The sequence below is a fragment of the Runella sp. R5_40 genome (genome assembly GCF_057652295.1).
In genome coordinates, this window is sequence record NZ_JBYFCH010000026.1 from 1 (window position 1) to 26,120 (window position 26,120).

The following is a 26,120-nucleotide window of genomic DNA, read 5'->3' on the forward strand; positions in this document are numbered from 1 at the left end:
ATAGGGAAGCCCACTCTGGTACTGTTTGTTAAAAATACTCAATCTTGAAATTTTACCATAGTACAAACCTAAAGGGTACTGTTTGTTAAAAATACTCAATCTTGAAATTTTACCATAGTACAAACCTAAAGGGCGACCCCGTTATACCTAACGATTTGTCCATTTACAGGCGAAGGGTTTGGGGCTTTTTTACCCAGACTTAACAGCAAATGCTTTGCATGGTTTGTGGCTAAAATTCAGCAAGAATTAACCGAAAAAGGCTTGTCACAAAAAGCCCTTTTTATTGCCGACGGGGCAACTGCTCATAAAGAAGAACTCTTTGATAAACAAAGGATTGTGTTTGAAAAACTACCCGCTGCTTGTCCAGAACTTAATCCTGTAGAGCGCCTGTTCAAGGAAATACGTAAGAGCCTGAAAAACAAAGTTTTTGAAACGCTAGAATTTGCCCAAAAGTGTATTCAAAAAGTTGTAAAAGAGCTTTGTCATGAGGAGGGAAAGATTACTTCAATAACCTGTTTCCCTTATCTGAAAAATACGACATAATAATATTTAATTAGTATTATCATATTTCAAACTTATTAGCATCAATAGTTCATACTTTATGGATTTAGCAATAAGTTGACAGCAAAGAAACCAATTAGATTTTTTTTCTTCTTTATTACAAATACTTATATTTTTCAATAGCTCAATTTCCTCAATTAATTTATCAATAGACAGAACTGCCTTCTTTTGCTGGTCAATATCAATTGTAAAAAAGGCTTTTAACTGAGAATTATATAGGCATTCATTATACCTATTTACAAAATCATCAAGCTCTGAAAATGGGCTCATTACGGTTTAATAAAATCTTTTAATAAATCTGACAAACTACTTAAACCTTCAAGGTTTCCTTCATATTGAATTTTTTTATACTCTTTATCAGGTGTTTTTTCAATCACAATATCTAATTTAATTATTGGACTTCCAAAAGTCCCTTTAAAATAATCGTAAATGTAGCTTGATAAAACATTCATTCCGAGTGAAATTAAGTCGGGATGCTGACTAAGCATCGCATTTGTTATAAAAATAATTGGTGTAAAAATATCATTTGATCTTCTTTGCCTGAATAAAACACCTTCTTCTCCAATAAAGTTGGCTGGAAGATTGGCCCTTTTAAAAAGTTTTTTAAGTGTTGCTGCAGTGTCAGTATATACAAAATCTGAACTTAATTTTGCATCACCAATATTCTCAGGAAGAAATAAAAATCCTGTTGGTATTGTACATTGTAGCTCTGACAACCTCTTACTTAAGTTTATATAATCTTTAACCTCGCACTTCATAGTTTTTTATTCTTTGACAAAGAGTTGGTTTAAATCACCCCTTTGACTTTTTAGATTTTGATACTCCTTCAAGAAAATTTATAATAGAAATAGGAGTTACGCAGTTGATTGCAAATATGTGTTAACGATAGACTAATTTAAAGCCCCAAAAAGCTATGGATATAGGGACATACGTTGCATATTTAATGAGTAGCCCATCTGGGAGTAGTTGCGTCAAAGCTTCCAATGTGCTGACGATGAGTCATGACGCAGTAAATCGTTTTTTATTAAGTGGTAATTTTACGGGCAAAGATTTGTTTAAATCTGTCTATACGTCTATTGACCTATATGGTGGTACACTAAGTGCTGATGATTCTGTCTTAGACAAGCCCTACACAAAGCAAGGGACAACCGACTTGGTCAGTAGATTTTACTCAGGTAAACACCACCGAGTAGTCCAAGGAATCAACTTAATAGTCTTGGTTTATACTTCAAAAAGCGGTTATAGCGTACCTGTGAATTTCAGGGTCTATGACAAAACGGATCAACAGACAAAAAATGACTATTTCCGTCAAATGATCAAAGAAGTTTGGAACTGGGGACTTCGTCCTAAGTGGGTAACAGCAGATTCATGGTAGAGTGGGTTAGACAATTTGAAATTTCTTAGAAATCTTGAAATCAATTTTCTTTTGGGGATTGAAAGTAATCGAATTATCTCAGGTAACCCTTTTGATTATCAACAGATTAAAAATGTTTGCATCGAAGAAAATGGCCTATATACTCATCTACAAGGCTATGGTTTTGTGCAGGTGTTTCGGACAGTTTCCACAAACGGAGACGCGAGACACTATGCACTGTATCAACCACAAGAAGATATATCTGAGCCTATATTTTTTAGTCGGCAAGAATTTGAAGACATTCACCTAACTCACTGGAATGTAGAAAGTTTCTTTAGGGCGATAAAGCAATGTTGCCAAGCCGAAAAGTTCTTTGTTAGGAAAACAAAAGCTATTAAAACGCATTTATTTTGTGTTTTGAAGGCTTTTCAAAAACTCGCTTCCTTGACATTAAATAGTTTTCTAAACTCAATCTATGACCTGAAAAATGTCTTATTTAGAGATGTTCAAAGAGAATTTATTGCAGACTTTGCGTAACTCCTATAGAAATTACAATTATACTTTCCAAAGCATAGCTTTTAAATTGAAGTTTATTATCACTTTTTTTATCTTAAAAGGCAAATTTTGAATCCATAAACACATTTCAAGTACCTACATTTAACTTATAAGGTAAAAAACCTTCCAAGTTTTACTACCATAGATAGCTGCCCTTGGAAGGTCTATTATAAAACCAAGATGAATTAATTTCCTGCTACTTGCGCACGAATGATATTAAGGGCCGCACCTGCTTTGAACCACTCGATTTGTTGTTCGTTATAGGTATGGTTTACCGTAATTTCATCGGTTGAGCCATCAGCGTGGTTGAGAACCAACGTAAGTGGCTTGCCAGGAGCAAATTCTGTCAATCCAACGATGTCGATTGAATCGTCTTCTTTGATTTTGTCATAATCTGCTTTGTCCGCAAATGTCAAGGCCAACATACCTTGTTTCTTCAAGTTCGTTTCGTGGATACGGGCAAACGATTTTACCAATACCGCACGAACGCCCAAGTGACGTGGCTCCATCGCCGCGTGCTCGCGTGATGAACCCTCACCGTAGTTTTCATCTCCAACTACAATCGTGCCCACTCCTGCGGCTTTGTACCCACGCTGGGTAGCAGGAACTGGCCCGTACTCTCCTGTGACTTGGCTTTTGACGTTGTCCGTTTTTTCATTGAAGAAGTTAACCGCACCAATCAACAAGTTGTTAGAAATGTTATCCAAGTGGCCACGGTACTTCAACCATGGACCTGCCATTGAGATGTGGTCAGTTGTACACTTGCCTTTGGCTTTGATCAACAATTTCAAACCTTTAAGGTCAGTACCTTCCCAAGCGGCAAATGGATCAAGCAACTGCAAGCGATTTGACGTTGGCGAAACTGCTACTTGAATACCACTACCGTCTTCTGCTGGTGCTTGGTATCCTGCATCCTCTACGTCAAAACCGCGCGGTGGCAACTCGTCACCCGTTGGCGCGTCCAAGGTTACTTGTTCGCCATTTTCGTTGATAAGTGTATCCGTCAACGGGTTGAACGTCAAGTCACCCGCAATGGCCAACGCAGTCACCAATTCTGGAGACGCTACAAACGCCAACGTATTAGGATTACCATCGGCACGTTTGGCGAAGTTACGGTTGAATGAGTGAACGATGGTGTTACGCTCTTGTTTTTCAGCGCCTACACGTGCCCACATACCGATACAAGGTCCACAAGCGTTAGCAAACACTTTTGCGCCGATTTCGTCGAATGTTTCGAGGAAACCATCGCGCTCAATCGTGTAGCGAACTTGCTCAGATCCTGGTGTAATGGTAAATTCAGCCTTGGTTTTAAGGTTTTTAGAGGCTACTTGTTTTGCCAATGAAGCCGCACGAGCGATGTCTTCGTACGACGAGTTGGTACAAGAACCAATCAAACCTACCTCCACTTTGGTTGGCCAGCCGTTGGCCGCAGCGGCTTCTTTCATTTTAGAAATTGGCGTAGCCAAATCTGGCGTGAAAGGCCCGTTCAAGTGTGGCTCAAGGTCCGAAAGGTTGATTTCGATTACTTGATCGAAGTATTTCTCTGGTTCATCATAAACGCCTGCATCCGCCGTAAGGTGTTCTTTTACCGAGTTAGCAAGGTCAGCAACGGCGTCACGACCCGTAGCGCGCAAATAGCGCTCCATCGACTCGTCGTAAGCAAACGTCGAAGTCGTAGCACCGATTTCAGCACCCATGTTACAGATAGTACCTTTACCCGTACATGACATTGAAGTTGCTCCTTCGCCAAAGTATTCTACGATAGCACCCGTTCCACCTTTTACGGTAAGGATACCCGCTACTTTCAAGATAACATCTTTTGGAGAAGTCCAGCCATTGAGTTTACCTGTCAATTTAACCCCGATTAATTTAGGGAATTTAAGCTCCCAAGGAAGGCCCGCCATTACGTCGCACGCATCGGCACCACCTACCCCAATCGCAATCATACCCAAACCACCCGCGTTTACGGTGTGTGAGTCGGTACCAATCATCATACCGCCTGGGAAAGCGTAGTTTTCAATCACTACTTGGTGAATGATACCCGCCCCTGCTTTCCAGAAACCGATGCCGTATTTATTAGAAACCGACGATAAGAAATCATACACTTCTTGGTTTTCAACTACCGCTTTGCCTAAGTCTTCCGAAGACCCAACTTGGGCAGTAATTAAGTGGTCACAGTGTACTGTTGAAGGAACTGCTACTTTCGGACGGCCAGCCTGCATAAACTGCAACAAGGCCATCTGAGCAGTGGCATCTTGCATAGCTACACGGTCGGGTCCGAAGTCAACGTATGATTTGCCGCGCTCATAAACAGTAGTGGCATCACCTTGGGTAAGGTGAGCGTACAAAATTTTCTCTGTGTAGGTCAAAGGACGTCCTACTACGTTACGAGCCGCCTCCACTCGTTCACCGAGTTTTGCGTAGAGGCCCTGCATCATATCTAAATCGAATAACGCCATGGTATTAATATAGGATGAGTTAATTTTCCAGCCATAAAACTACAAACTGTAAAGCAAAATACCCTAAAATTCTTGCTAAATAGTTGTAGAAAGTCGTACTATCGTTCAAATTTTACCCCAATTTGGGGCAAATTAAGGTAGTATTTTTTGGAAAAAGGGCGAAGAATTACCAAAAAACAAATGCCCTTCCTATCTTTACTCGCTTGATTCAATCAACTTTAAACCTAACTATAAGTCACCAAATACACTTCATGGAACGTTTTACTGGACTCATTGGTATCGTTTTTATCTTGGGCATTGCTTACGCCATGTCTAACAACCGCAAAGCCATCAACTATCGCACGGTTGGCGTAGGGCTCGGTTTGCAGTTTGGCTTGGCCGTATTTATTTTAAAAACGACCGTCGGACAAAATATTTTCGACTGGCTCGGACGTGCTGTCCAAAAAACGTTGAGCTTTTCTGACAAAGGAGCCGAGTTTGTATTTAGTCCGCTGGTCAATGCCACCGTTCTCAGCAAAGCATTTGGTGAAAGCAATAGCTTTATCTTTTTCTTTAGCATTATTCCTACCATCATTTTTGTGGCGGTATTGGTCAATATGCTCTATCACATTGGCCTGATGCAACGCATTGTGGCGGTATTGGCACGCCTGATGAAATGGTTGATGGGCGTCAGCGGTGCTGAAGCTTTGTCAAACGTAGCCTCGGCTTTTGTGGGACAAGTGGAAGCCCAAATCATGATTAAGCCTTATTTAAAAGGGATGACCAACTCGGAACTTTTGGCTTCCATGACGGGTAGCTTTGCCTGTATCGCGGGCGGGGTTATGGCAACGTATATCAAATTAGGTGTACCTGCTCCCTATTTAATTGCGGCCAGTTTGATGGCTGCGCCAGGGGCATTGGTAATTGCCAAAATTGTATTTCCCGAAACAGAAAACTCTGAAACCAAAGGGGTTGTAAAATTAGAAATCAAAAAAGCCCACGCCAATCTCCTCGATGCCATTGCGGCAGGTGCCAGCGAAGGACTTAAAGTAGGGTTCAACGTGGTTGCGATGCTGATTGGTTTTATCGCCTTGATTGGCCTTCTTGATTATTGCCTTGGCAAAGCAGGGGGATTGTTTGCTTTTCCACAATTAAGCCTCGATTTCCTTCTAGGTAAAGTGTTCTCTGTTTTTGCGTGGGCGATGGGTGTTCCAGCCAAAGACGTAGAAGCTGCGGGTTCGTTGATGGGCACCAAAATGGTTATTAACGAGTTTGTAGCCTACCTTGACCTTGTAAAAATCAAAGAAACACTCGACCCCAAAACAATTGCGATTGCCAGTTTTGCCCTTTGTGGTTTTGCCAACTTTAGCTCCATCGCCATTCAAGTAGGTGGCATCAGTGAATTGGCTCCGAGCCGTCGGTCTGACTTGGCACGTTTGGGCTTTAAGGCCCTGATATGTGGCACATTAGCCTCTTACATGTCGGCTACGATTGCGGGGCTACTATTTTAATACTTTTCACCGTTCAACTTCCCGAAAGTTGTACCTTTCGGGAAGTTCGATTTTCAACCCTAAACATCTATGCAACGTACGCGAATTGGTGGACGGCTTTTGATTGGGATTATCATGGCTGTCGTGGCGCTTTTTGGGTATTTCAGCAAAACCCAAGTCAATCCCGTAACGGGCAAAAAGCAACAAGTAAGTCTCACGCCCGAAGAAGAAGTTGCCATCGGCTTACAAAGTGCGCCCCAAATGGCGGCCGAGTATGGCGGCCTATACCGTGATGAAAAAGTGCAATTTTTGGCCAAAAAAGTAGGGCAAGGCATCGTTCAAAATACCGAAGCCAAAAACTCTCCTTACCAATTTGACTTTCACGTTTTGGCTGACCCCGAAACCATCAACGCGTTTGCCATCCCAGGCGGACAGGTTTTTATCACGATGGGTTTGCTCAAACGACTCAAAACCGAAGACCAATTGGCGGGAGTTTTGGGACACGAAATTGGGCACGTGGTAGGGCGGCATTCGGCCCAGCAAATGGCCAAGCAAGAATTGGTAGGTGGATTGGCAGGAGCGGCTTCGACCGTGATGTCTGACCCAAACTCCCCCAGTAGCGGCGCTTACATCGCCCAGTATGTCGCGAACTTAATGAACCTAAAATACGGACGCGATGACGAATTGGAAGCCGATGATTTTGGGGTTAAGTACATGATTCAAACAGGGCGCGACCCCGAAGCAATGATTCAGGTCATGGAAATTTTGGCCCAAGCTGGTGGCTCCGAGCGCCCCGCCGAGTTTCAAAGCACGCACCCAAATCCCGAAAATCGAATCGTTAAAATAAAAGAAGCAATGGCTAAATACCGTAACCAATGAAACACACCTCATTTTTTCTTTCACTTCTCTTCATCAGCAGTACGTTATTCGCACAATTCAACCGTGGTGTCCAGTGGACCAAAGACGGCAATGCCTACTATCGCGTAGAAAACAAGGAAATTGTCCAGTATAACCTGCCTGATTTGCAAAAAAAAGTGGTCGTAAGTGCCGCTCAACTTACACCAGCGGGCAAAACCGACCCTTTGAACGTACGTAGTTACACGTATTCTAACGATTTCCGTAAAGTCCTCATCTATACCAATACCCAACGCGTTTGGCGCTACGATACACGCGGTGATTATTGGGTTTTGGACTTAGATAAAAATACCCTTACCCAACTCGGGAAAGGCCGCCCCGTTTCGTCGCTTATGTTTGCCAAGTTTTCTCCCGATAGTAAAAAAGTAGCTTACGTAAGTGAGCGAAATGTGTATTCGGAAGACCTTGCCACGGGCAAAATTACCGCACTCACCAAAGACGGCACCACCCGCCTCATCAACGGTACGTTTGACTGGGTATATGAGGAAGAGTTTGACTGCCGCGATGGTTTCCGTTGGAGCCCCGACAGCAAAAACATTGCGTATTGGCAAATTGATGCCACCAAAATCCGCAACTTCTTGATGATTAACAATACCGACTCCATTTACGCTTTCAACGTTCCAGTAGAATACCCGAAAGTGGGTGAACGCCCTTCTCCTTACAAAATCGGAGTTGTAAGTGCCAATGGTGGCCTCACCAAATGGATGAACACCCCTGGTGACCCTGGCAATACCTACATTCCACGCATGGAATGGGGAAGTGCCAATGAACTCATTATGCAGCAGTTGAACCGTAAACAAAATGAATCGAGCATCTTGGCCGCCGATATCAAAACTGGAAAAACAACCCAGTTTTATACCGACCGCGACGATGCTTGGGTAGAAACCAAAAGTAGCTATTCGTGGAGCGAAACGCCCGAAGGTTGGGATTGGATCAACGGCGGAAAAGAGTTTTTGTGGATGAGCGAAAAAGACGGCTGGCGTCACATGTACCGCGTAGCCCGCGACGGTAAAAGTGAAAAGTGCATCACTACTGGCGACTATGACATTATTTCGGTGGTGTTGGTCGATGAAAAAAATAATCAGTTGTATTTCATGGCGTCGCCCGAAAATGCCACGCAGAGTTATTTGTACCGTGCCCCACTCGATGGCAGCAAAAAAGCAGAGCGCGTTACCCCTGCTGACCAGTCGGGCTCGCACCGCTACGACCTCTCTCCTAACGCCATGTGGGCTTCGCATTCGTTTTCCAATGCCAACACATCGCCCATGAATGAGTGGATTCGTTTACCCGAACACAAAGCTTTGAAAGACGCCGACGATATTTCAAAAAAATTGGCGGCGAAAGCCGACGCTCCCAAACGAGTGGAGTTTTTTAAAGTAAAAACCGAAGATGGTATTGAGTTGGATGCTTGGATGGTAAAACCTGCCAACTTTGACCCTACCAAAAAATACCCAATCGTTTTCACAGTTTATGGCGAACCTGCCAGCGCAACCGTCCGCGATAGCTGGGGAACAGGGCGCAATGGACTCTACGCTGGTGACATGGCCAAAGATGGTTACATTTACGCATCGGTTGACAACCGTGGCACACCTTCACCACGCGGAAGAAACTGGAGAAAAGCCATTTATCGTAAGATTGGCGTCATCAATATCCGTGACATGGCGATGGGCGCCAAAGCTATGTTTGAGAAAAACTCGTTCATTGATACCAGCCGCGTAGCCGTACACGGATGGAGCGGTGGTGGCTCTTCTACCCTCAATTTGTTGTTCCAATACCCTGCCTTGTTCAAAACAGGCATTGCCGTAGCTGCCGTAGCCGACCAATTGACCTACGATAACATTTACCAAGAACGCTACATGGGGATTCCGCAAGAAAACCGTGAAGACTTTGTGGCAGGTTCACCCATCACGCACGCGCACAAACTACAATCGAACCAAAACCTATTGTACATCCACGGCACGGGCGACGATAACGTTCATTATCAAAATGCCGAGCGATTGGTTAATGAGTTTATCAAGCACAACAAACAGTTTCAGTTTATGCCATACCCTAATCGCTCGCACGGAATTTACGAAGGCGATGGTACGTCGAAGCACTTAAATACACTGTTTACCAACTATTTGAGAGAGCACTGCCCAGCAGGAGCAAAATAAAAGTTGCCAAAAGAAAAACTAAAAGCGGCTTACACCTTCATATTGAGGGTAAGCCGCTTTTTTGTATCTTTACCTTGAAATTTTATTGGAACAATATGGGACAACCAGAATATCAGCCACGTTTTAGTATCGAAGAATACCTTGCGTTGGAAAAAGAAACGGACACCAAATACGAATACCACGACGGCGAAGTATATGCCATGGCAGGTGGTACACCTACGCATAGTTTGATTTCAAATAACGTGGGCACCAGTTTAAATATAGCTCTCAGAAAAAAACGTTGCTTTACCTACAACAGCGATTTACGCGTTGCGACTTCACGCAATCGTTATGTTTACCCAGATGTGACGGTGGTTTGTGGCAAGGTTACTTATTTTGAAGAGTTAAAGAATGCGGCCAATAACCCCGTTGTGATTGTTGAAGTATTGTCACAAGATACCGAAGCCTATGACCGTGGGGGGAAATTTATGCGTTATCGCATGATTGACACCCTAAAAGAGTACGTTTTAGTACACCAATACCTGCCTTTGGTTGAAGTATTTTTCAAAAATACGCTTGACGTTTGGGAATACCGCGCTTACAATAACCTGCAAGATACCGTTCCACTTCATTCAATCGATGTACAACTTTCGCTTGAGGACATTTATTTGGGCGTAGAGTTTTTGCCCTTTGACGAAGAAAATTGGAAGTTAATCCAGTAAGACCTGACTCAAATGCTAAAAAACCACCAATACCGAACGTACTGGTGGTTATGCCCAACACCCTATCTACTTTATTTTACTTCTACTTCAGCTCCCGCCGCTTCCAAGGCACTGTGTATTGAATATACTTCATCTTTCAAAGGTGATTTGAAGACAACCACAGGCGCACTTGCCACAAGAGCTTTCGCCTCCTTCTGAGATATTCCTAATACCGAGGCAATGACCTTGGTTACGCGAGCAACTGTTTTCTGATCTTTTGGCTGTAATAGGACCACAGTTAGGTATTCTTGTTTAACTTCAACAACATTGGCTAATGGCTTGGCAATCAACAATGTTGAGAACGACAACATGGCAAGAAAAAGAAATGATTTCATATTTGAAGAAAGTTTAAAGTGCAACATTTATTAATAATTAGTCAGTCAATTCAGCAAAATCTTGCGGGCGAACTTTGAATTTGGGGCGTTCTCCTTTAGGCACAATCACAATGAGGTCTGTAGAAACCCGTGAGCCATTTTTCAACAAATATCCCCCTTCCACTTTGGTCGTAGAGCCATTTACCGTGTACGGAACGTAGAAAGGTTTAGCCTTTACGTTGGCACCTTTAGAAGTCAGGCGCTTTCCAGTTGCATTCGTACATTCAAAACGCGCAATAGCCGACGGGTCACCTTCAAAAATACTGTTGAGGTTATCTCCTTCTTTTTTGAAATAAATCAACATACACCCACTTTTATTTTGTGCTACGACCGACACTTCATAACGCGAATAGGTCTCTTCGGTACGTTCGTTACGAATGGTGTAACTAAATTCAATACCATTCAATGCAGAGGGCTTGTCTTCCGTCAATTCAAGTGCCGCTTGTGCAAAAGCTACGTTCATTGTCAAAAGGGTTGCGACAAAACTCAATACTATTTTCATTGTAAGAATAGAGGTAATAATTTGATTTAAAATTGATTAGCGATTTGACAGCACAAAAGTACACGGAAGAACTCCGCTGCCTTTTCCCAATTCACGAAACGTAGGCTACCATCCACCAACTGTTTATTTCAATTCATAAACCCAAAAACAGAGGTACGATTTTTAAAATATACCAAAACATGAAGTATCTTTAGCCGTTCGTTTCAACCCCTACCTATGCTCGTCAATGCAATTATTGTCGATGATGAACCCTCGGCGCGTTCATTACTTCGGCAAATTCTTTCGGAACACTGCCCCGCAGTACGCGTACTTGAAGAGGCCGCTGACGTAAAATCGGCCGTCAAATTGATTAATAAACACGCCGTCGATTTGGTATTTTTGGACATCGAAATGCCCGAAGAAAACGGTTTCGCCTTGTTTGACTACTTCAATCAGCCTACTTTTCAGGTTATTTTTTGTACTGCTTATTCGGAATATGCACTCCAAGCATTTGAAGTTTCGGCCGTGGATTATATTCTCAAACCCGTTAGCATTTCAAAACTTGTAGCCGCCGTTGAGAAAGCAACCAAGCTCATTGGACAGCCTCAATTGCCGCAACGCTTCCAAACGTTACGAGAAAATTTAAGCGTTACTACGCTTCAAAAAATAGCCCTTCCGATGTCAGACAGTCTTGTTTTTGTGCAATTGGAGGATATTTTCTTTTTTGAAGCCGATGGCTCCTACACCCACGTCGTCACCAAAAACGGAAAGACATTGGTTAGTAAAAAAATCAAAGAATTTGATGAATTGCTCAATAACGACGCGCGCTTTTATCGAATTCACCGCTCTTTTTTAATCAATACACACCAAATTAGAAAATACAACAAAAAAGACGGTGCTTCTGTCGAATTTGAGAACGGTTTGAGTGTGCCCATTGCCCGCGAAAAAGTCAAAGAGTTTGATGATTTTATTGCTGGTATTCGCGTTTAACAATAGCTTCCAATAATGAAACCCTCTATTCTTGTTCTTTTGGTACTCATGACCCAAAGCCTTTGGGGTCAGAAAACGTACGAACAATTGCTCGTTGATATTAAAAAACACAGCCCTCAAGACAGTGTTCGGGTAGAATTGCTCGTGGACGCTTGTGTAGCTGCCACTTTTCGGGCCGATACCTTGGTGTTAAAAATGGCGACAGAAGCCAACCAGTTGTCCAATAAATTGGGTTATGAGTTGGGGAAGATTCGGTCGCTAAACTGCTTGGGGAATTACTATTTTAGCCGTACCCTCAACGACAAAGCGATAAATTTTTACCTCCAAGCGCTCCGAATCGCCGAAAAAAGGAACGATTACTCAAATATTGTCATCGGAAAAAGTAATTTGGCCAACGTTTTTTCTCATAATTTTGAAGACCAAAAATCCATCAAATTATTGAACGAATGTGACCAACTTTTACTCAAAAACGGGCAAGTCTTTACCCAAAATAGAGCGGCTATTTTGACTAATTTGGCCAATTCTTACTTTCAATTAAAACAATACCCCAAAGCGATTCAAACCTACAACGAGGTTCTTGCTATTTGTCAAAAATTGAACATCGGTTTTGGACTTGCGCTTACGCTCGACAACCTTGGCAAAACCTATTTTGAGTTGAAACAATACCCCAAGGCCCTTGATTATTTTGAAAAAGCCAAAATTGAAATAGAAAAACACCGCGTTGATTTTGTCAGGGGGAAAAACCTCAATAACATAGGTAAAACCTACTCCGCGCTTGGTAATTCTACCAAAGGGCTAACGTTTTTGCAACAAGCCAAGGCCATTGCCCTTCAAAATCAGGACAACGAGGCGCTTCGAGATATTTATTTTGCAATGCAAAAAGGATTCGCCCAAACGAATCAATTCAAAGCCGCTTTCGAGCATTTAGAAAAATATAGTATCCTGAAAGACAGCGCATTTAGTTCGGAGAAAAACAAAACCATCCAAGAGCTTAATACCAAATACGAAACCGAAAAAAAGGACAGCGAAATCAAATCGTTGGCCCAACAAAAACAAATTTCAGAGCTTGAATCGGGAAGAAAAACGGCCATTATTTACACTATTCTGGCTTTCTTGCTGGTTGGAAGTATGATGGCGTACGCGTTGTTTATGCGTTTTAAAACCCAAAAACAAAACGAACTCCTCACCACCCAACTCGAAGAAGCACAACGCCGTATTGAAATTGAGCAAAAAGCGACCGAAAGCGAACTGAAAGCCCTAAAAAGCCAGATGAATCCTCACTTTATGTTCAATGCCCTCAATAGCATTCAAGAACAGTTTATGTACGGTGACAAAACACTTGCCAACGAGCAAATGGGGAATTTCACCTACCTCACTCGCCAAATTTTAAGTATTTCAGGAAAAAAACGCATCACGCTGGCCACCGAAATTGAGCTTCTTACGAAATATCTTGAACTCGAAAAAATGCGCTTCTCGGAGGGTTTTAGCTACGAGATTTCACTGGATGACCAATTAGATGAAGATTATCACCAACTTCCACCCATGTTGATTCAGCCGTTCGTTGAAAATAGCATCAAACACGGATTGTTGCATAAAAATGGCGACAAACGGTTGTCAATCATGTTTTCGATGGACGAAACGGAAGAACATATCATTTGCGTAGTAGAGGATAACGGTGTCGGAAGGGCAAAATCAGCAGAAATAAAACAAAAACGATTCGCTTCGCACGAATCGTTTTCAACGGCTGCCACTTCCGAACGGCTTAGGCTTTTAAGTTCGTCCTTAAACTCCCAAGAATTGGTGCATTACGACGATTTACTAGATGAACTAGGGCATAGCTTGGGCACGCGTGTCACGCTCAAAATTCCGCTTTAGGACAACAATTTTGAGTACGCAGCGTCGCAAAGACCCAGCTAGTTTAGAATTGCTCTTTTACAAAGGCTGCAATCTCGGCTTGTCCTTCGGCATCGAGGGTAGTTCCAAATTGGGCTAACCATTCTTGCGGCAGCACCTTCGTCTGCATTTTAAGCAGACCTACCCCCATTGCCAAAAATTGTTGAAGGGAAGGCAAACCACGAATACTCAAAAACATGTCATCCGTAATTTTCAGGGAAGAGTAGCCCTCCCGAAACCCCTCCAATTCTTTCATACCCTCCTCCACAAAACCACTATCTCGCAAGGCGCACATAAAATAAAAGTGCATCATTCCAACCGAAAGACCATCGGGGTTTGATTCTTTGTCTGCCAAGGTCGTGGCTTTGGCCAATGCTTCTTGTCCTTGGGGAAGTTGCCGCGCCATAACGGCACAAGTGGCCACATTAAACCAGTTTTCAGCACAATTATCATTTGCTGCAACTTCTTCAAAAAGGGGCAAAGCTTTGTTAAACTCTTGTTTTTCAAAAAAATTGAGCGCTTTTTTTTGGGTATTTTTTGGCATTGATTTTAGAGAATTTCACAAAATGACAAACTAGCGAATGACAATTCCTTTCAACTTCGCGCCTTTCGTGAAGTGTACATTCACGCAAAAGCGCTATCCAATCTAGCTCCGTTTTCCTCTTAAATATTGAACAGGCACATTCACGTCCTCTCCTAGCTCATACGCGGCATTTTGGGCAAAATAAGGGTTTCTCAAAATTTCTCGTGCCAAAAAAATCAAATCGGCTTTGCCCGTTTGAAGGATTTCATTGGCTTGTTCTGCCGACGTAATTAGCCCTACTGCTCCCGTTTTAATTCCCGTTTCAGCTTTAATCCGTTCGGCAAATGGTACTTGATAGTTAGGGGCAATGGGAATCGCGGAAGGAGCAACAAAACCACCTGTTGAGCAGTCAATTAAGTCCACTCCTGCGTCCTTCAACAAATGCGCCAGTCGCACCGAATCATCAGCCGTCCAGCCATCTTCCCGCCAATCGGTGGCCGAAATGCGCACAAAAAGGGGTGTTTCGGACGTAATTATTTCTTTCACAGCCTCTACCACTTGGAGCAACAACCGTGCTCGGTTTTCAAAACTACCGCCGTATTCGTCGGTACGGTGATTGGCCACGGGAGATAAAAACTCGTTCAATAAATACCCATGTGCCGCGTGAATTTCAATGACGTCAAACCCTGCCTCTAGCGCCCGTTGGGTCGCTTTTTTAAAATCCAAAATTACCTTTTCAATGTCGGGAGTTGATAATTCTTGCGAGTACGTTTGATGGTCGCTCAACAAGGTCGCACTGGGTGAAACAGGTACCCAACCCCCATTTTCTACCGAAACGTACCGCCCACCGTTCCAAGGCACTGCCGAACTTGCTTTGTAGCCCGCGTGAGCCAGTTGTACCCCTGACATTGCTCCTTGGCTGTGAATAAAGCGATTGATCCGACGAAGGGGTTCGATGTGGTCATCTGACCAAATTCCCAAATCGCCCGCCGAAATGCGCCCTTCGGGCGACACTGCCATTGCTTCCGTGATAATCAGGCCCGTACCGCCCACCGCACGGCTGCCCAAATGAACCAAATGCCAATCGTCCGCAAAACCATCGGTGGCTGAGTACTGGCACATGGGCGACATTACAATTCTATTTTTGAGGGTAATTCCCTTTATTTTCAGGGGTGAAAAAAGTGTATTTTCCGTCGTCATGGTTGAATCTGTGTTTCTCCCAAAACCTTTTTTGGGGGGTGAATAGTTTCTTCGGAGCTAAATACAAAAGCGTGGCTAAAGATTGGGCAATCTAAACTTAGCTTTTTTGTTTCACATTCATCCTATACGGATAAAGTAAGTTGAACTATAACCCTTCTTTTATGGTCGTAGATTCGTAACCTTAACCATCATCAGTAATCATGAAATTCGTATCCCTTTGTAAGGTGCTACTGCTATGCAGTTGCCTTTATTTTCCTGCCTTTGCCCAACAAATTTCCAAAGAAGAGCTCCTGTTTCTCACCCCCGAATGGAAAGGCGAACGCTTCCCCGATGGCCGCCCCAAAGTGCCCGATGCCATTTTAAAACGAATGCGCTTGGTCACCCACGAAGAAGCTTGGGCCGTAATGAAAGGCGAAAACTTTCGCTATCAATACGCCGAAGGTTGGCAATGTATTAATCCCGACAGCGTGCTGATTGGACGGGCGCTTACGGCTACTTTTATGCCTGGACGCCCTGATGTTCATCGGGTTATTGACAAAAAAGGACACGAAAAAGACGGACGTATCAAATCCCAAAACGCCTGGCCGATTGACATGCTCGTCAGAGGAGACGTGTACGTGGTTGACCAGCTAGGTGCCCACGAAAACGGCCCGACGATTGGTGACAATTTGGGAAATTCTATTTATGCCAAAACGGGCAATGGAATTGTTTATGAAGGTGCTATCCGTGACATTGCAGGGCTGAAAGAAATTGGTGGATTTACCTCTTTTTTTCGGAGCTACCACCCTTCGCATCACCTCAACAATCCTGACGGTGACTTAAATACGACCCTCGTGGCCATCAACCGCCCAACCCGCATCGGAAAAGTCATGGTGATACCAGGCGATATTGTACTTGGTCGCGATGGTGCTGTCACTTTTATACCCCCTCATTTGGCCGAAAAAGTAGTTACGGTTTCCGAAATTGTTCGTCTGCGTGACATGTTTGGCCACGAACGGCTCCGTCAACAAAAATATACCCCTGGGCAGATTGACAACCGCTGGTCTGACGAAATTGAAAAGGACTTTTCGCAATGGTTGAACGCCCACATCAACGAATTGCCCGTTCCCAAAGAGCAAATTCAGGAATACCTCAAAAAACGGACGTGGTAACCTCCCCGACTTCAGTTGCAACATTACCTATCAGTTTACATAAACCTCATCAGTACCTCATGACATCACGCCGTAATTTTTTAACCAAGAGCGCTATTTCGGCGGCGCTTGGCTTATCGACCCTCCAAAGTTTTGGACAAGGACTGGAAACCGCCATCGAACGGACTCCCCTTTCGTCGGCTCCCTCAGACCTAAAAATCACTGACATCAAATGCGGATTTATCCGTGGCGGGCACAGCTTGTTTGTGAAGATTTATACCAACCAAGGAATTTACGGCTGCGGCGAAGGCGTTGACGCAACCCCAGGGACGTACCACTTGGTCAAAATGATGGGCGACCGTATCAAGGGAAAAAGCCCACTCAACGTACACCGACTTTTTGAGGACATTCGTCGTTCGGGCTATTTTGAAGGGTCACAAGCGGGCATGTACATTGCGGTACTTTCTGCCGTCGAAACGGCGCTTTGGGACCTCACAGGCAAAGCCCTCGGACTTCCTGTGTATCAGTTGTTAGGAGGAAAGTTTCGGGATAAAATCCGCGTTTATTGCGATACAGGCGCCTACCGTACCAGCGGCCCAACACCCGATGATTTTGCCAAAGCGGCCAAAAATGCCGCAAAAATGGGTTTTACGGCCGTAAAATTTGACATTGACGAACGCAATGACCCCAATAAATTTGATTCGTACAACTGGACGGCCAGCAATGGCGAACTCGAACGGATGTACAACCAAATCGCTGCCGTTCGGGAAGCAGTAGGCCCTAAGGTCGATATTTGTGTAGATATGCACGGACGATATGACACCACAACGGGCAAGCGTGTGGCCAAAATGATGGAGCCTTTGAAGCTATTGTTTTTGGAAGAGCCCTTTCCCGCCGACAATCCTGAAGCCTATAAAATTGTCCGCGATTCTACCCAAACGCCCATTTGTGCGGGAGAAAACCACTATTTAGCCCACGGTTTTCGTAAATTATTGGAATTAGGCGCGGTTGACATCGTCATGCCCGATTTGCAAAAAGCAGGCGGACTCGGTGAAGGCCAACGGATTGCCAACTTGTCAAACCTCTATTACGTCCCCTTTGCGCCGCACATGGTAGCGTCGTATTTGGGGGCAATGGCGGCTTCTCACGTGTGCGCAACCGTGCCCAATTTCCTCATTTTGGAATGGCAAATTTACTTCCACGAAGACCCGATGTTTAAGGAAATTGTCACGTTCGACGGCCCCATGGTAAAGGACGGCTACATTCCACTTTCGGAAAAACCTGGTATTGGCGTTGACATCAACGAAGAAGGAATGCGAAAATACGCGCCCAAAGGCGTTCCTTTTTTTGAGTAAATGGAATTTCCCCAACCCCACGATTAAAAAGGGTTGGGGAAATTAACCTAAGCAGTCACCACAAAACGAATTCCACCCACCACCTTGTTTTGGTCAGCATCTGTTAGTTCGATATCGACCACTACGGCTTCGTTGTTTTTAAGTTTAAAATCAGGAATCGCCACCTCTAGTTCTCTTGTTCCTTTCTCCAATTTAAAATCCCAGAGATTTTTACGGACGGGTGCCAAAATATTGAGCTTAGACACTTCCAAGTTGGGATTTTTTGCCAAAAACATCCGATCAGAAACACTTAAATGTACAGATGAGCGAGCAATCGTAGGGTTTAGTAACAACGCCGAACTAGCCCGCATTCTGTTTACTTCAATTCCTGCGTTTGCTTTCAGTGCCCTGACTGAAAAATCAGGAAGAACTACAGCCTGAAGGGGCGAGATTAGTCTCCGAAGCTGCGGTATTCGCGTGCCTTTAATGACGTCCATTTTACGCGGCACCACTTTAACCTGAAAGTTTTTCTGACCCGCAAACTCATTTGTCATCAACACTTTAACAAAATTATTTTGCTGAATAATGTTCAGATTTTGCTGACCAATGTGCCTGTCAGCAACCACAGGAAAAGTAGTCGCCGACATTGGTAAGTCATTATTGACAAAACTAAACACCCTTGCAAAAAGACACCGATGCCCAATCATGGCGGAGGTTGCCACAATTGGAAACGAAAGGGTAGTATCGCCTTGGGCTTGCACTTGTGCCGTTTGTACGCCCAATAATGTGCCATGAATGGGGTCAAAACCCAAGGATGGATTGCAAATAAAGAGCTCAACGTGGCACGAATAACAGGGCAAATCACCTCCGTTCCGAACGGTAACGGCAATTTGGTAGTTTTTTCCTGCTACCAACTGGTTATTGGCAATGGGCGTAGTTCCGTCAAAAATTTCAATATCGGGGCTCATCCAAAACACCGTACCACTAGGCATGGGACGGTTGCCCGTATCCGAATCATACCCTTTGATGTACAAAAATGTTTTATCACGATAGGGCTTGGGCGGGCGCTTTTCGTGCTGACGCATCTCTTTAAAATCACGGCTATTTTGAAAAATTTCTATGTTTTTCTTGGCCTTCTGACGACGCTCACGAATAAATTTAAGAGTTTCCATAAGAAGTTTGGTTTAGAGAATAGTAGAAGAATTTGGACTGATGATGTCGGTCTGAACGTGCTTCACCGTTTCACTGGGCAACACTGCCACCGTCGGCGCAGCAGGGTCGTTGAGCGCGGTATCGTCCTTAACTTTACGCCAGCACAAATACCCCACTCCCCTATCTCCATCCAAATTAAAATCAGGAATCTTTTCACCACTTAGGAACTCACGGTACAAAAAAACCGAAAAATCAATGGCATTCCCGAGCGTGTCTCCTATCACTTTTCGCTCCATGCGGTCAAACCGACTCTGAATGTCGGAGGGAGCGTCAGCGGGCGTAATTTTGTCCCTAAACTCCTTCAGTTCTTTATAAATCTCCTTTTCAAATTTGATTTGTCCTTGAATATAATGCAAATTGGTGGCCTTGTAGTAGCTACTCGGCGCGCCCGTCGTGGCATCGGGTTCTAGCTTGGCAAGTGCTGGTACAGGATACACCAAGTGGCAATCTTGTTCCAAACCTTCCACCTCAAAAAATCGCGTGGGATACATTGCAAGCAAACTATTGGCGGTTTGTCCCATGTTGTCGGGTAAATAACTCGCTACCGTATGTTTTGACAAATAATGCCCCAACTGTGCTTTGGTAGGAAAAGCAAGGCCGTTCAGCACCACTCCTTGATAGAAATTCATGTAGGCATTGTAGAGGCTTTCGTAGGCCAGAGAAATCAAAAATCGGATGGGGGCTGCCCCTAAAGTGGTGATAGCACCCGCCAAAAAGTCAATCAATGCCGCCGCCAACAACGCTCCACCAAGTACCAATGCCGCTAAAAACTCCAGAATAGACGCCAAGCTAAAATCACCTGGAGCGGCACCCGACACCATGTCACCAATGTCGCCTACGTTGTCGGTAAACGTTTCCCAAACTTCCGCAATTTCGGCCGTAAACGAATAAGGCACTGGTGGAGGAAACTCCCCACTTTGTGTCGTATTTTTAAACCATTTCAGCCACATTCGATACACATCGTCGAGGTCTTCCTCGGTCATTTCAGCCCCATATTGCGAGTCGTTATTTTTGAAATAAACCTCCTTGATACTTTTCAAAATGAGGTTTCTCACCCCATCGGGCAGCTTTGTTTCACTCCCCATCACGTAGTCTTTCCAAAGGTCACTTTCTACAAACTCTTCCCCCGAGCGCATTTCTTTAAAAGCGTAGGTATCTTGGTGATTCTCCACAAATTTATGGCGCTGGGCGTGGGTTCGGTACGGCCCTCCCGACATGATATTGACAAACGGGTGCCCCACCGTATCCGCTGCAAAGTGGGTCAAATAACCAATGGCGTAGGCGTGTTCGGCTGTGCCAGGTGTCGCATTTTTGAGCAGGGTTTGAGCAAACTGTCCCGTGCGCCGATAATGCAGCGTATCGAACCACCACCAACTATCGTGAGGTTGTCCCACGTCCTGAATCGGGTGTTTAAGCTGATTAAAAACATTGACCGTGTCGGTCAAATACTTAATCGCCGCTTGTTGTAAAGTCGATTGCAACAGCCCCAGCAATGCCTGCGACTCGCCCAAAAGTTGTTGAATTTCGGTGATGGTAGAGGAACGTGCCGCGACGTTATCCCAAACCGCTTCCAGGGTTTCTACGGCAGCAATCAGTTCAGGGGGAATGATTTTCAAAATTTCTTTTTTGAAGTCTTCCATAAAATCCACCGCGTCAAAATACAACCTAACGAGTGTGCGTAGTTCTGGACTCAAATCTTTGGTGTTGAAAAACAAAGGATCGGGGCCTTGGGCACCAAAATGTAAATACGGGGCAAAATCAGCTAGTAATTTTGCGGCGTCGGGAGTCAGATGAAGCGCGTCTATGCGTTTAGCCACTTCATCCGAAATCAAGTGATGGACAGCTGGACCTGGCATAATTTTAGAGCGTTAACGTTGGGAGTTTATTTTTTGCAAAGCACCATTGTATTTAAACATCAGTGGAGTAACCCGCTGCACTTCAAGCGATTGTGGAGACACTTTTGTGTAGGTCGAAATTTTTTGCTTGTACGTTTTTTCAACTTGGGCTGGCGAAACGGTCATCAATTGAGGAGAAACGCGCACGTAAATGTCCTTCACGTTGATTTTTTTCTCCTCTTGCATTTTCGCCAAGGTGGCTATTTTCAAAAAATCATACTTAGAATACCAACCTGGGTAAAATGGCTTTTTGGGCCCCGACGGACTGCTTGGTTTACAATCTGCCACCAGCGGGTCTGACGTTGGAATGGTTTCGGGCGTGGGTGCGGGTGGATAAAGAATCACCGAAATCTCGTTGATAGCCATTTGCTTACCCCGCGCTACTTCGGCGCTAACCGTGGCTACGCGGCACATGTCAAGGGCTTCGAGGGCTTTCATGCCAATAATATGCAAATCGGCGGTGCTTGCTCCGTTATTTTTTTGGGTCACGAACTGGGCATAATAAGCGTCCCCATCTTCGCAGTACTTTTCCCATTTGGGGATTTTAATCTCTTTTCCTGCGATTTTGGCCATGGCCGAACTTGACAGCAGCACCGTGCCCATCCCAATCATTACCACCGTTACAAACCCCATCACTATTTTTTGGTGGGTTTGCATCCGATTGATGTTTTGTTTGTACAGGGTACGCACCATCCAAAAAAGTAAAATAAAAATAGCCACCAATAACCCGATGCGTATGGCATTTTCGAGGGTTTTGTCAAGCACAACCACCACACTAGTTGTACCTTGGTCAATAATTTCAACGGCGCCAATGCGCACCCTGTCAATCGTTTGTTGGATAACGACCGAAGTTTTATCAATGAGCTCAATCATGGTATCTTTGATTTGTGCAATCCGTTTTGCCAAGACCTCGTCAAGGCATTTGACGGCATCGCGTACCATTTGATTGACCTCCGCCAGCAGTTTTCGGGCTTCTTGGGTGAGGGTTTGAATAATGGCGCGAATCTCGGCAGAGGCCGCCTTCAAGACGTCGATGGAGGCATCTTTGATGTTGCTAATTTGCTGCGTAATTTTATCATTCAGCTCATCTACCGTTCGCCGTAGCTCAATCCCTAACTGCCCCGTTAGCCCTTGCGTCACGTCTTCGAGTTGCTGAATCAAACGCTGAAGTTCTTCAATCGGGATTTTTACATCCACATCGGCATCGGCCATGGCACGGCCCATTTTTAGAGGAAATAGGCATAAAATAAACGACATCCCCAAAAGCAAAACCTTGAGTTGTCGATACGACACATCGAATTGGGTTGACTTCATAACATAAAAGTTTAGGTGTAAAACAAAAGGTTAATGCGTACGCTACTGGCACACTCCTTGGGAGTTTGGATAGGTAAAAACAAATCTTGGACTGTGCTTATCGTCCATTTTGCAGCTACATTGGCTCGACCAACTGTCGGCCAGAACCCGCACAGTCCACGTCCCGTATTTTAGAGCAACGCGGGTAATGGAAGGATTGGGATGTACACTCCCCGCTTTGATTTCGTAAGAGCGATTGACGCTAAAAGCCGTCTCGCCAAATTTTGAATCACTGTTTTCTAGATTCCCTGAATAGCTCACCGTCACGTATTTTTTTTCGCCACTGGTTGAAAGCTGCTCAAGCCCCGTTACATTGACCACTACTTGGCCAGAAACCGTTTCGGCAGGTTCGCCTACGGTCGCATCCAAACAAGCACAACTCAGAAAATTGGAAGAAGAAAAAAGCAGAAAAAAGAGGCCGATGCCACCTCTGACAACAGGAAGGATTTTCATAACAATCACAGTTTAAAGTATTGAAAAAAACCTAATTACCTGATTAGTACGCGATGTACTCATCAAAACTAGCTTGAATGCTGCCTAAACTGGATGTTAAACTTAGTTAGCGGTATGTCGATTTATTAAACGGTAATAAAAAAGCCCCAAAAAGGGGCTTTCTTTTAATTGTGTAAAATTTTAGAGCGGAGCATTTGGATTATTTATTCCAATCTACCTTTATTCAGCTCTTCTTGCCAAGCCTTTAGCTCATCCCATTTGCCGTCGCGCGCCATGGCCGATTGTTTTGGCCAAGTAGTTGGGTCGTGCATTTGGAAGCGGGGCCCTGCGGCGTCCAATATTTCTTTGATGCGCTCGGGGGCAGTGGCCGCAAGTTGGGCAAAGGTAACAATGCCCTCGTTGTTGAGTAGCCCTTCGATTTTCGGCCCAATACCTTCTACAATTTTTAAATCATCGGGCACGGCAGGCACAACGGGTTCGGGAGCAAGGGCCGCCACCGCCAGTGGCGCAGGAGCTACTGGAACTTCAACGGGTGGTTGTGCTACCTTGACCAACACTTTTGACTTTTTACAATCGTCTAAAGCGGTGCGTTTTGCGTCAATATCAGCGTGTAAACCTTCTATTTTGACGGCAAAGGTTCGCTGTCCTAGCCACCAACCAATGTAAGCAGCCAACGCAAGTAGTGCAATTGCTTCTAAACCTGCGACCCAAAAATTTTGACTTAAAGGAGTTACTTGTAATATAATCATGGTAAAAGTCAGTTTGAAAGTAAAACCATTATCCCTTGCGGCCTTTGTTGAGTTCGTCTTGCCACGTTTTCAATTCCTCAAACTTGCCGTCGCGGGCCAATGCCGATTGCTCAGGCCAAGTAGTAGGATCGTGCATTTGAAAACGCGAGCCTCCAGCCACCAATATTTCTTTGATACGCTCTGGGGAGGTCGTTGCAAGTTGGGCAAAAGTCAGAATACCCTCATTATTGAGTAATTCTTCAATTTTTGGCCCAATGCCTTCCACAATTTTTAAATCGTCAGGAACGACAACGGGTGCAGGAACAACCACGGGTGCAATTGCTGCTGCGACAGGTACCACCGTTGCGGTTTCGACCTTGACAGGTGCAGGCGCTACTGAAATCACTTGCGTTTTTTGGCAATCGTCCACTGCCGCATCCAAAGAAGCTAGTTCTGCCTCTAGGCTTTCTGCTTCGCTTTTTTTGGTGATATAGCCAATAATGTACCCCAACACCGCCGCTATCACAACCATGAGTATATGCTGCCACCACGCACCTGTTTGTTCAAAAGGATTAAAATGTCCGTACATAGAAGTCAAATTTGAATGAGTAAATGTTTATTGAACCACAATACTTACACGTCGATTGGCTTTGCGGCCTTCGGGGGTATCATTGGATGCCTTGGGTTGCGTTTCTCCTTTGGCTTCGGTCGATAGTTGGTCGGCAGCGATGCCAAATTTCACAAAAGCTGACTTCACACCCGCGGCGCGTTTGCCCGAAAGTGCCAAGTTTTTATCGTCAGCCCCCACGTTATCGGTATGCCCCGTCAACGACAGCTTTTTATCTTTGTGCGTAGCTAGGTATTTTTTAGCTTCGTCCAAAAACTTCTCATTGTCGGGTGTATGGATGTAATCAGAACTTCCCGTTTTGAAATACAAATCCATGGGTTTAAAAACATCCTCGTATTTTTCGGCGGCGGCCAGCGCTTCTTCTGATTTTGGAAGGGCAAGGCTATCAAAACCAAATTCCATTCCGTGCGTAGAATCATCGATGCTAAACTGCAAATCAATCATCCTACTTGCCGTTTGGAGCTGTGCTGCTGGCACACCTGCATCAACAAGGTACTTCTTGAGCGCATCAGCACGGGCGAATCCCAAGTCGGGAAAAGTAGTGTTGTTTTGCTCAATAGAAGCATACAAGCCCGTGACGGTCAGTTTCCGACCTGGGTTTGCTTTGAGGTAAGCAGCCAACGAATCTAGCTCTTTCTTCACATTGGCGTAGTTGGGATCGGCTACCGATTTCTTAAAACCAAAATTAAGCGGCGAACTTAGGTTGAGCTGGGCGCCATCAACAATAGACAGCGGGGGATTCACATAAGTGGGAGCTGTAGTCATAGTTGAGGGACCATCACACAGGAGTTTGATTTTACAAACGTGCCAGTAGGTAGCCCCACCTATCCAGCCAACAAGCAGAATCCAAGCAAGCGTTTTGACACCTGAAGACATAGTACGTAATGAGGGGATTGGTGGTGAAAAGGAGAATTTGCACTTACGACGGTGAAAATAAGTATAAGTATCACAAAAACAATGATTTATCTATTTTTCTTCTACAGCACCTACCTGTCATCTTACCAAAGTTCAATCGTCGCGGAATAATACTATATAATAAACAAAATTTTATTTTGTTTTAAATTGTATTTTATTTATTTTTCATTTAACTATTTATATTAAATTGCGTATAATTGGTATATTTTAAGAATATTATTCTGTTTTTTAAAATTTCACCAACCGCTCATCCCTTAAAATAATCCACTTATCCATTTTCAATTCTTCAACCCAAAAAAAGGCTGCACATTTGCATTGTCATCAGAACAACAACATCTCTGATACACCACAACAGCCAAAAGCAGATTGCTAAATCGTTAATTTTAAACAGAGTACCACTATGAAATCTATTATGATTGCCCTTGTTTTAAGTGTTTCGACACTTGGACATTTTGCAGAGGCACAAGATGGCAAAAGCCTCCGCACCCAAACACAGATTGCCGAACAATTGATGGCTTCTTTGCCAACACACGATAACTTCACAGAGCCTACGTCAGCTGTATTATTCTCTAAAAATGATTTGCGCCTAATCGCAACACTGCCAACGCAGGATGTAAACGTAGAGATTCCAACCATGGTCGTAGAAAACGTGGCAGTAGCCAAATCAACAGTTATTGCGCCTTCTTCCGCAAAAACAGAAGTAAAGAATACGACTCGCGCTGACAAATAGGCGTATTGAAATAAATAAGTGTAAGTGTTTGCAACTGGAATACATGAAAAAAGGCGGGTTAACCCGCCTTTTTTC

General features: G+C 44.2%; 24 protein-coding genes and 1 pseudogene. 11 read left to right on the forward strand and 14 right to left on the reverse strand.

Features of this window, described 5'->3' with window-relative positions; genetic code table 11:
- Positions 1-153 precede the first annotated feature (153 nt).
- Positions 154-543, forward strand: a complete 390-nt coding sequence (locus AC23N5_RS27385) for a transposase (RefSeq protein WP_487758019.1) — start codon at positions 154-156, stop codon at positions 541-543.
- Between the two features lie 6 nt (positions 544-549).
- Here the strand turns inward: AC23N5_RS27385 and AC23N5_RS27390 are convergent, their stop codons facing one another.
- Positions 550-831 carry a hypothetical protein gene (locus AC23N5_RS27390; RefSeq protein ID WP_487757976.1) on the reverse strand — a complete coding sequence of 94 codons (282 nt, stop codon included), beginning with the start codon at positions 829-831 and terminating at the stop codon, positions 550-552.
- Positions 831-1,277 (reverse strand): hypothetical protein, encoded by a 447-nt coding sequence (locus AC23N5_RS27395; protein WP_487757977.1) that lies wholly within the window; start codon positions 1,275-1,277, stop codon positions 831-833. Before AC23N5_RS27395 ends, AC23N5_RS27390 begins: the two co-directional genes overlap by 1 nt.
- A 197-nt stretch (positions 1,278-1,474) precedes the next feature.
- On the opposite strand from AC23N5_RS27395, the pseudogene AC23N5_RS27400 reads away from it, so the two are divergent.
- A pseudogene (locus AC23N5_RS27400) lies at positions 1,475-2,452 on the forward strand (IS701 family transposase).
- 203 nt (positions 2,453-2,655) lie between these two features.
- Here the strand turns inward: AC23N5_RS27400 and AC23N5_RS27405 are convergent.
- On the reverse strand, positions 2,656-4,929 hold the full coding sequence (locus AC23N5_RS27405) for an aconitate hydratase (RefSeq protein WP_183977870.1): 2,274 nt from the start codon (positions 4,927-4,929) through the stop codon (positions 2,656-2,658).
- A gap of 251 nt (positions 4,930-5,180) precedes the next feature.
- On the opposite strand from AC23N5_RS27405, the gene AC23N5_RS27410 reads away from it, so the two are divergent.
- The 4 genes from AC23N5_RS27410 (at position 5,181) to AC23N5_RS27425 (ending at position 10,167) form a co-directional block, all read left to right on the forward strand.
- Positions 5,181-6,419 carry a NupC/NupG family nucleoside CNT transporter gene (locus tag AC23N5_RS27410; protein WP_028526213.1) on the forward strand — a complete coding sequence of 413 codons (1,239 nt, stop codon included), beginning with the start codon at positions 5,181-5,183 and terminating at the stop codon, positions 6,417-6,419.
- 69 nt (positions 6,420-6,488) lie between these two features.
- Positions 6,489-7,277 carry a M48 family metalloprotease gene (locus tag AC23N5_RS27415; RefSeq protein WP_183977868.1) on the forward strand — a complete coding sequence of 263 codons (789 nt, stop codon included), beginning with the start codon at positions 6,489-6,491 and terminating at the stop codon, positions 7,275-7,277.
- Positions 7,274-9,466, forward strand: a complete 2,193-nt coding sequence (locus tag AC23N5_RS27420) for a S9 family peptidase (RefSeq protein WP_487757978.1) — start codon at positions 7,274-7,276, stop codon at positions 9,464-9,466. The genes AC23N5_RS27415 and AC23N5_RS27420 overlap by 4 nt, the downstream gene beginning before the upstream one ends.
- A 95-nt stretch (positions 9,467-9,561) precedes the next feature.
- Complete coding sequence (locus tag AC23N5_RS27425) at positions 9,562-10,167, forward strand: Uma2 family endonuclease (protein WP_487757979.1); 606 nt, start codon at positions 9,562-9,564, stop codon at positions 10,165-10,167.
- Between the two features lie 71 nt (positions 10,168-10,238).
- Here AC23N5_RS27425 and AC23N5_RS27430 read toward each other — a convergent pair whose 3' ends face one another.
- Entirely contained in the window at positions 10,239-10,541 is a 303-nt protein-coding gene (locus tag AC23N5_RS27430; protein ID WP_487757980.1) for a ribosomal protein L7/L12, read from the reverse strand.
- 37 nt (positions 10,542-10,578) lie between these two features.
- Positions 10,579-11,043, reverse strand: coding sequence for an ABC transporter permease (locus AC23N5_RS27435; protein ID WP_221225708.1), 465 nt, complete (start codon positions 11,041-11,043; stop codon positions 10,579-10,581).
- 255 nt (positions 11,044-11,298) lie between these two features.
- Here AC23N5_RS27435 and AC23N5_RS27440 point away from each other — a divergent pair, with 255 nt between their 5' ends.
- Together AC23N5_RS27440 and AC23N5_RS27445 are read left to right on the forward strand one after the other, a co-directional pair.
- A complete protein-coding gene (locus AC23N5_RS27440) occupies positions 11,299-12,051 on the forward strand; it encodes a LytR/AlgR family response regulator transcription factor (RefSeq protein WP_487757981.1) in 753 nt (250 codons plus the stop codon).
- Positions 12,052-12,066: 15 nt separating this feature from the next.
- On the forward strand, positions 12,067-13,926 hold the full coding sequence (locus AC23N5_RS27445) for a tetratricopeptide repeat-containing sensor histidine kinase (protein ID WP_487757982.1): 1,860 nt from the start codon (positions 12,067-12,069) through the stop codon (positions 13,924-13,926).
- A 43-nt stretch (positions 13,927-13,969) separates the two neighbouring features.
- Here the strand turns inward: AC23N5_RS27445 and AC23N5_RS27450 are convergent, their stop codons facing one another.
- Both AC23N5_RS27450 and namA read right to left on the reverse strand, forming a co-directional pair.
- The gene (locus tag AC23N5_RS27450) at positions 13,970-14,488 is read right to left on the reverse strand and encodes a hypothetical protein (protein ID WP_487757983.1); all 519 of its coding nucleotides are present in this window, start codon (positions 14,486-14,488) and stop codon (positions 13,970-13,972) included.
- A 102-nt stretch (positions 14,489-14,590) separates the two neighbouring features.
- Positions 14,591-15,667 carry an NADPH dehydrogenase NamA gene (gene namA, locus AC23N5_RS27455; protein ID WP_487757984.1) on the reverse strand — a complete coding sequence of 359 codons (1,077 nt, stop codon included), beginning with the start codon at positions 15,665-15,667 and terminating at the stop codon, positions 14,591-14,593.
- A gap of 200 nt (positions 15,668-15,867) precedes the next feature.
- Between namA and AC23N5_RS27460 the strand changes: the two genes are divergently transcribed.
- Positions 15,868-16,818, forward strand: a complete 951-nt coding sequence (locus tag AC23N5_RS27460; RefSeq protein WP_487757985.1) for an RraA family protein — start codon at positions 15,868-15,870, stop codon at positions 16,816-16,818.
- Between the two features lie 59 nt (positions 16,819-16,877).
- Positions 16,878-18,152, forward strand: a complete 1,275-nt coding sequence (locus tag AC23N5_RS27465) for a mandelate racemase/muconate lactonizing enzyme family protein (protein WP_487757986.1) — start codon at positions 16,878-16,880, stop codon at positions 18,150-18,152.
- A 47-nt stretch (positions 18,153-18,199) separates the two neighbouring features.
- Here AC23N5_RS27465 and AC23N5_RS27470 read toward each other — a convergent pair whose 3' ends face one another.
- From AC23N5_RS27470 to AC23N5_RS27500, 7 genes are all read right to left on the reverse strand, one after another.
- Positions 18,200-19,303 (reverse strand): hypothetical protein, encoded by a 1,104-nt coding sequence (locus AC23N5_RS27470; protein ID WP_487757987.1) that lies wholly within the window; start codon positions 19,301-19,303, stop codon positions 18,200-18,202.
- 12 nt (positions 19,304-19,315) lie between these two features.
- Entirely contained in the window at positions 19,316-21,199 is a 1,884-nt protein-coding gene (locus tag AC23N5_RS27475) for a zinc dependent phospholipase C family protein (protein ID WP_487757988.1), read from the reverse strand.
- Positions 21,200-21,211: 12 nt separating this feature from the next.
- Entirely contained in the window at positions 21,212-22,552 is a 1,341-nt protein-coding gene (locus AC23N5_RS27480; protein WP_487757989.1) for a hypothetical protein, read from the reverse strand.
- A 42-nt stretch (positions 22,553-22,594) separates the two neighbouring features.
- Positions 22,595-23,044: a hypothetical protein gene (locus AC23N5_RS27485; protein ID WP_487757990.1), complete on the reverse strand. Its 450-nt coding sequence runs from the start codon at positions 23,042-23,044 to the stop codon at positions 22,595-22,597.
- Between the two features lie 203 nt (positions 23,045-23,247).
- On the reverse strand, positions 23,248-23,793 hold the full coding sequence (locus AC23N5_RS27490) for a hypothetical protein (protein ID WP_487757991.1): 546 nt from the start codon (positions 23,791-23,793) through the stop codon (positions 23,248-23,250).
- Between the two features lie 28 nt (positions 23,794-23,821).
- Positions 23,822-24,361, reverse strand: coding sequence for a hypothetical protein (locus AC23N5_RS27495; RefSeq protein ID WP_487757992.1), 540 nt, complete (start codon positions 24,359-24,361; stop codon positions 23,822-23,824).
- A 27-nt stretch (positions 24,362-24,388) separates the two neighbouring features.
- Positions 24,389-25,276 carry an OmpA family protein gene (locus tag AC23N5_RS27500; RefSeq protein WP_487757993.1) on the reverse strand — a complete coding sequence of 296 codons (888 nt, stop codon included), beginning with the start codon at positions 25,274-25,276 and terminating at the stop codon, positions 24,389-24,391.
- A gap of 439 nt (positions 25,277-25,715) precedes the next feature.
- On the opposite strand from AC23N5_RS27500, the gene AC23N5_RS27505 reads away from it, so the two are divergent.
- Positions 25,716-26,045: a hypothetical protein gene (locus AC23N5_RS27505; RefSeq protein ID WP_487757994.1), complete on the forward strand. Its 330-nt coding sequence runs from the start codon at positions 25,716-25,718 to the stop codon at positions 26,043-26,045.
- Positions 26,046-26,120: the final 75 nt, after the last annotated feature.

What these genes read in the sequence shown, in the direction of transcription:
- AC23N5_RS27390 (WP_487757976.1), bottom strand. Translation starts at nt 831, where the DNA reads ATGAGCCCATTTTCAGAGCTTGATGATTTTGTAAATAGGTATAATGAA.
- AC23N5_RS27405 (WP_183977870.1), bottom strand. Translation starts at nt 4,929, where the DNA reads ATGGCGTTATTCGATTTAGATATGATGCAGGGCCTCTACGCAAAACTC.
- AC23N5_RS27410 (WP_028526213.1), top strand. Translation starts at nt 5,181, where the DNA reads ATGGAACGTTTTACTGGACTCATTGGTATCGTTTTTATCTTGGGCATT.
- AC23N5_RS27415 (WP_183977868.1), top strand. Translation starts at nt 6,489, where the DNA reads ATGCAACGTACGCGAATTGGTGGACGGCTTTTGATTGGGATTATCATG.
- AC23N5_RS27420 (WP_487757978.1), top strand. Translation starts at nt 7,274, where the DNA reads ATGAAACACACCTCATTTTTTCTTTCACTTCTCTTCATCAGCAGTACG.
- AC23N5_RS27425 (WP_487757979.1), top strand. Translation starts at nt 9,562, where the DNA reads ATGGGACAACCAGAATATCAGCCACGTTTTAGTATCGAAGAATACCTT.
- AC23N5_RS27430 (WP_487757980.1), bottom strand. Translation starts at nt 10,541, where the DNA reads ATGAAATCATTTCTTTTTCTTGCCATGTTGTCGTTCTCAACATTGTTG.
- AC23N5_RS27435 (WP_221225708.1), bottom strand. Translation starts at nt 11,043, where the DNA reads ATGAACGTAGCTTTTGCACAAGCGGCACTTGAATTGACGGAAGACAAG.
- AC23N5_RS27440 (WP_487757981.1), top strand. Translation starts at nt 11,299, where the DNA reads ATGCTCGTCAATGCAATTATTGTCGATGATGAACCCTCGGCGCGTTCA.
- AC23N5_RS27445 (WP_487757982.1), top strand. Translation starts at nt 12,067, where the DNA reads ATGAAACCCTCTATTCTTGTTCTTTTGGTACTCATGACCCAAAGCCTT.
- AC23N5_RS27450 (WP_487757983.1), bottom strand. Translation starts at nt 14,488, where the DNA reads ATGCCAAAAAATACCCAAAAAAAAGCGCTCAATTTTTTTGAAAAACAA.
- namA (WP_487757984.1), bottom strand. Translation starts at nt 15,667, where the DNA reads ATGACGACGGAAAATACACTTTTTTCACCCCTGAAAATAAAGGGAATT.
- AC23N5_RS27460 (WP_487757985.1), top strand. Translation starts at nt 15,868, where the DNA reads ATGAAATTCGTATCCCTTTGTAAGGTGCTACTGCTATGCAGTTGCCTT.
- AC23N5_RS27465 (WP_487757986.1), top strand. Translation starts at nt 16,878, where the DNA reads ATGACATCACGCCGTAATTTTTTAACCAAGAGCGCTATTTCGGCGGCG.
- AC23N5_RS27470 (WP_487757987.1), bottom strand. Translation starts at nt 19,303, where the DNA reads ATGGAAACTCTTAAATTTATTCGTGAGCGTCGTCAGAAGGCCAAGAAA.
- AC23N5_RS27475 (WP_487757988.1), bottom strand. Translation starts at nt 21,199, where the DNA reads ATGCCAGGTCCAGCTGTCCATCACTTGATTTCGGATGAAGTGGCTAAA.
- AC23N5_RS27480 (WP_487757989.1), bottom strand. Translation starts at nt 22,552, where the DNA reads ATGAAGTCAACCCAATTCGATGTGTCGTATCGACAACTCAAGGTTTTG.
- AC23N5_RS27485 (WP_487757990.1), bottom strand. Translation starts at nt 23,044, where the DNA reads ATGAAAATCCTTCCTGTTGTCAGAGGTGGCATCGGCCTCTTTTTTCTG.
- AC23N5_RS27490 (WP_487757991.1), bottom strand. Translation starts at nt 23,793, where the DNA reads ATGATTATATTACAAGTAACTCCTTTAAGTCAAAATTTTTGGGTCGCA.
- AC23N5_RS27495 (WP_487757992.1), bottom strand. Translation starts at nt 24,361, where the DNA reads ATGTACGGACATTTTAATCCTTTTGAACAAACAGGTGCGTGGTGGCAG.
- AC23N5_RS27500 (WP_487757993.1), bottom strand. Translation starts at nt 25,276, where the DNA reads ATGTCTTCAGGTGTCAAAACGCTTGCTTGGATTCTGCTTGTTGGCTGG.
- AC23N5_RS27505 (WP_487757994.1), top strand. Translation starts at nt 25,716, where the DNA reads ATGAAATCTATTATGATTGCCCTTGTTTTAAGTGTTTCGACACTTGGA.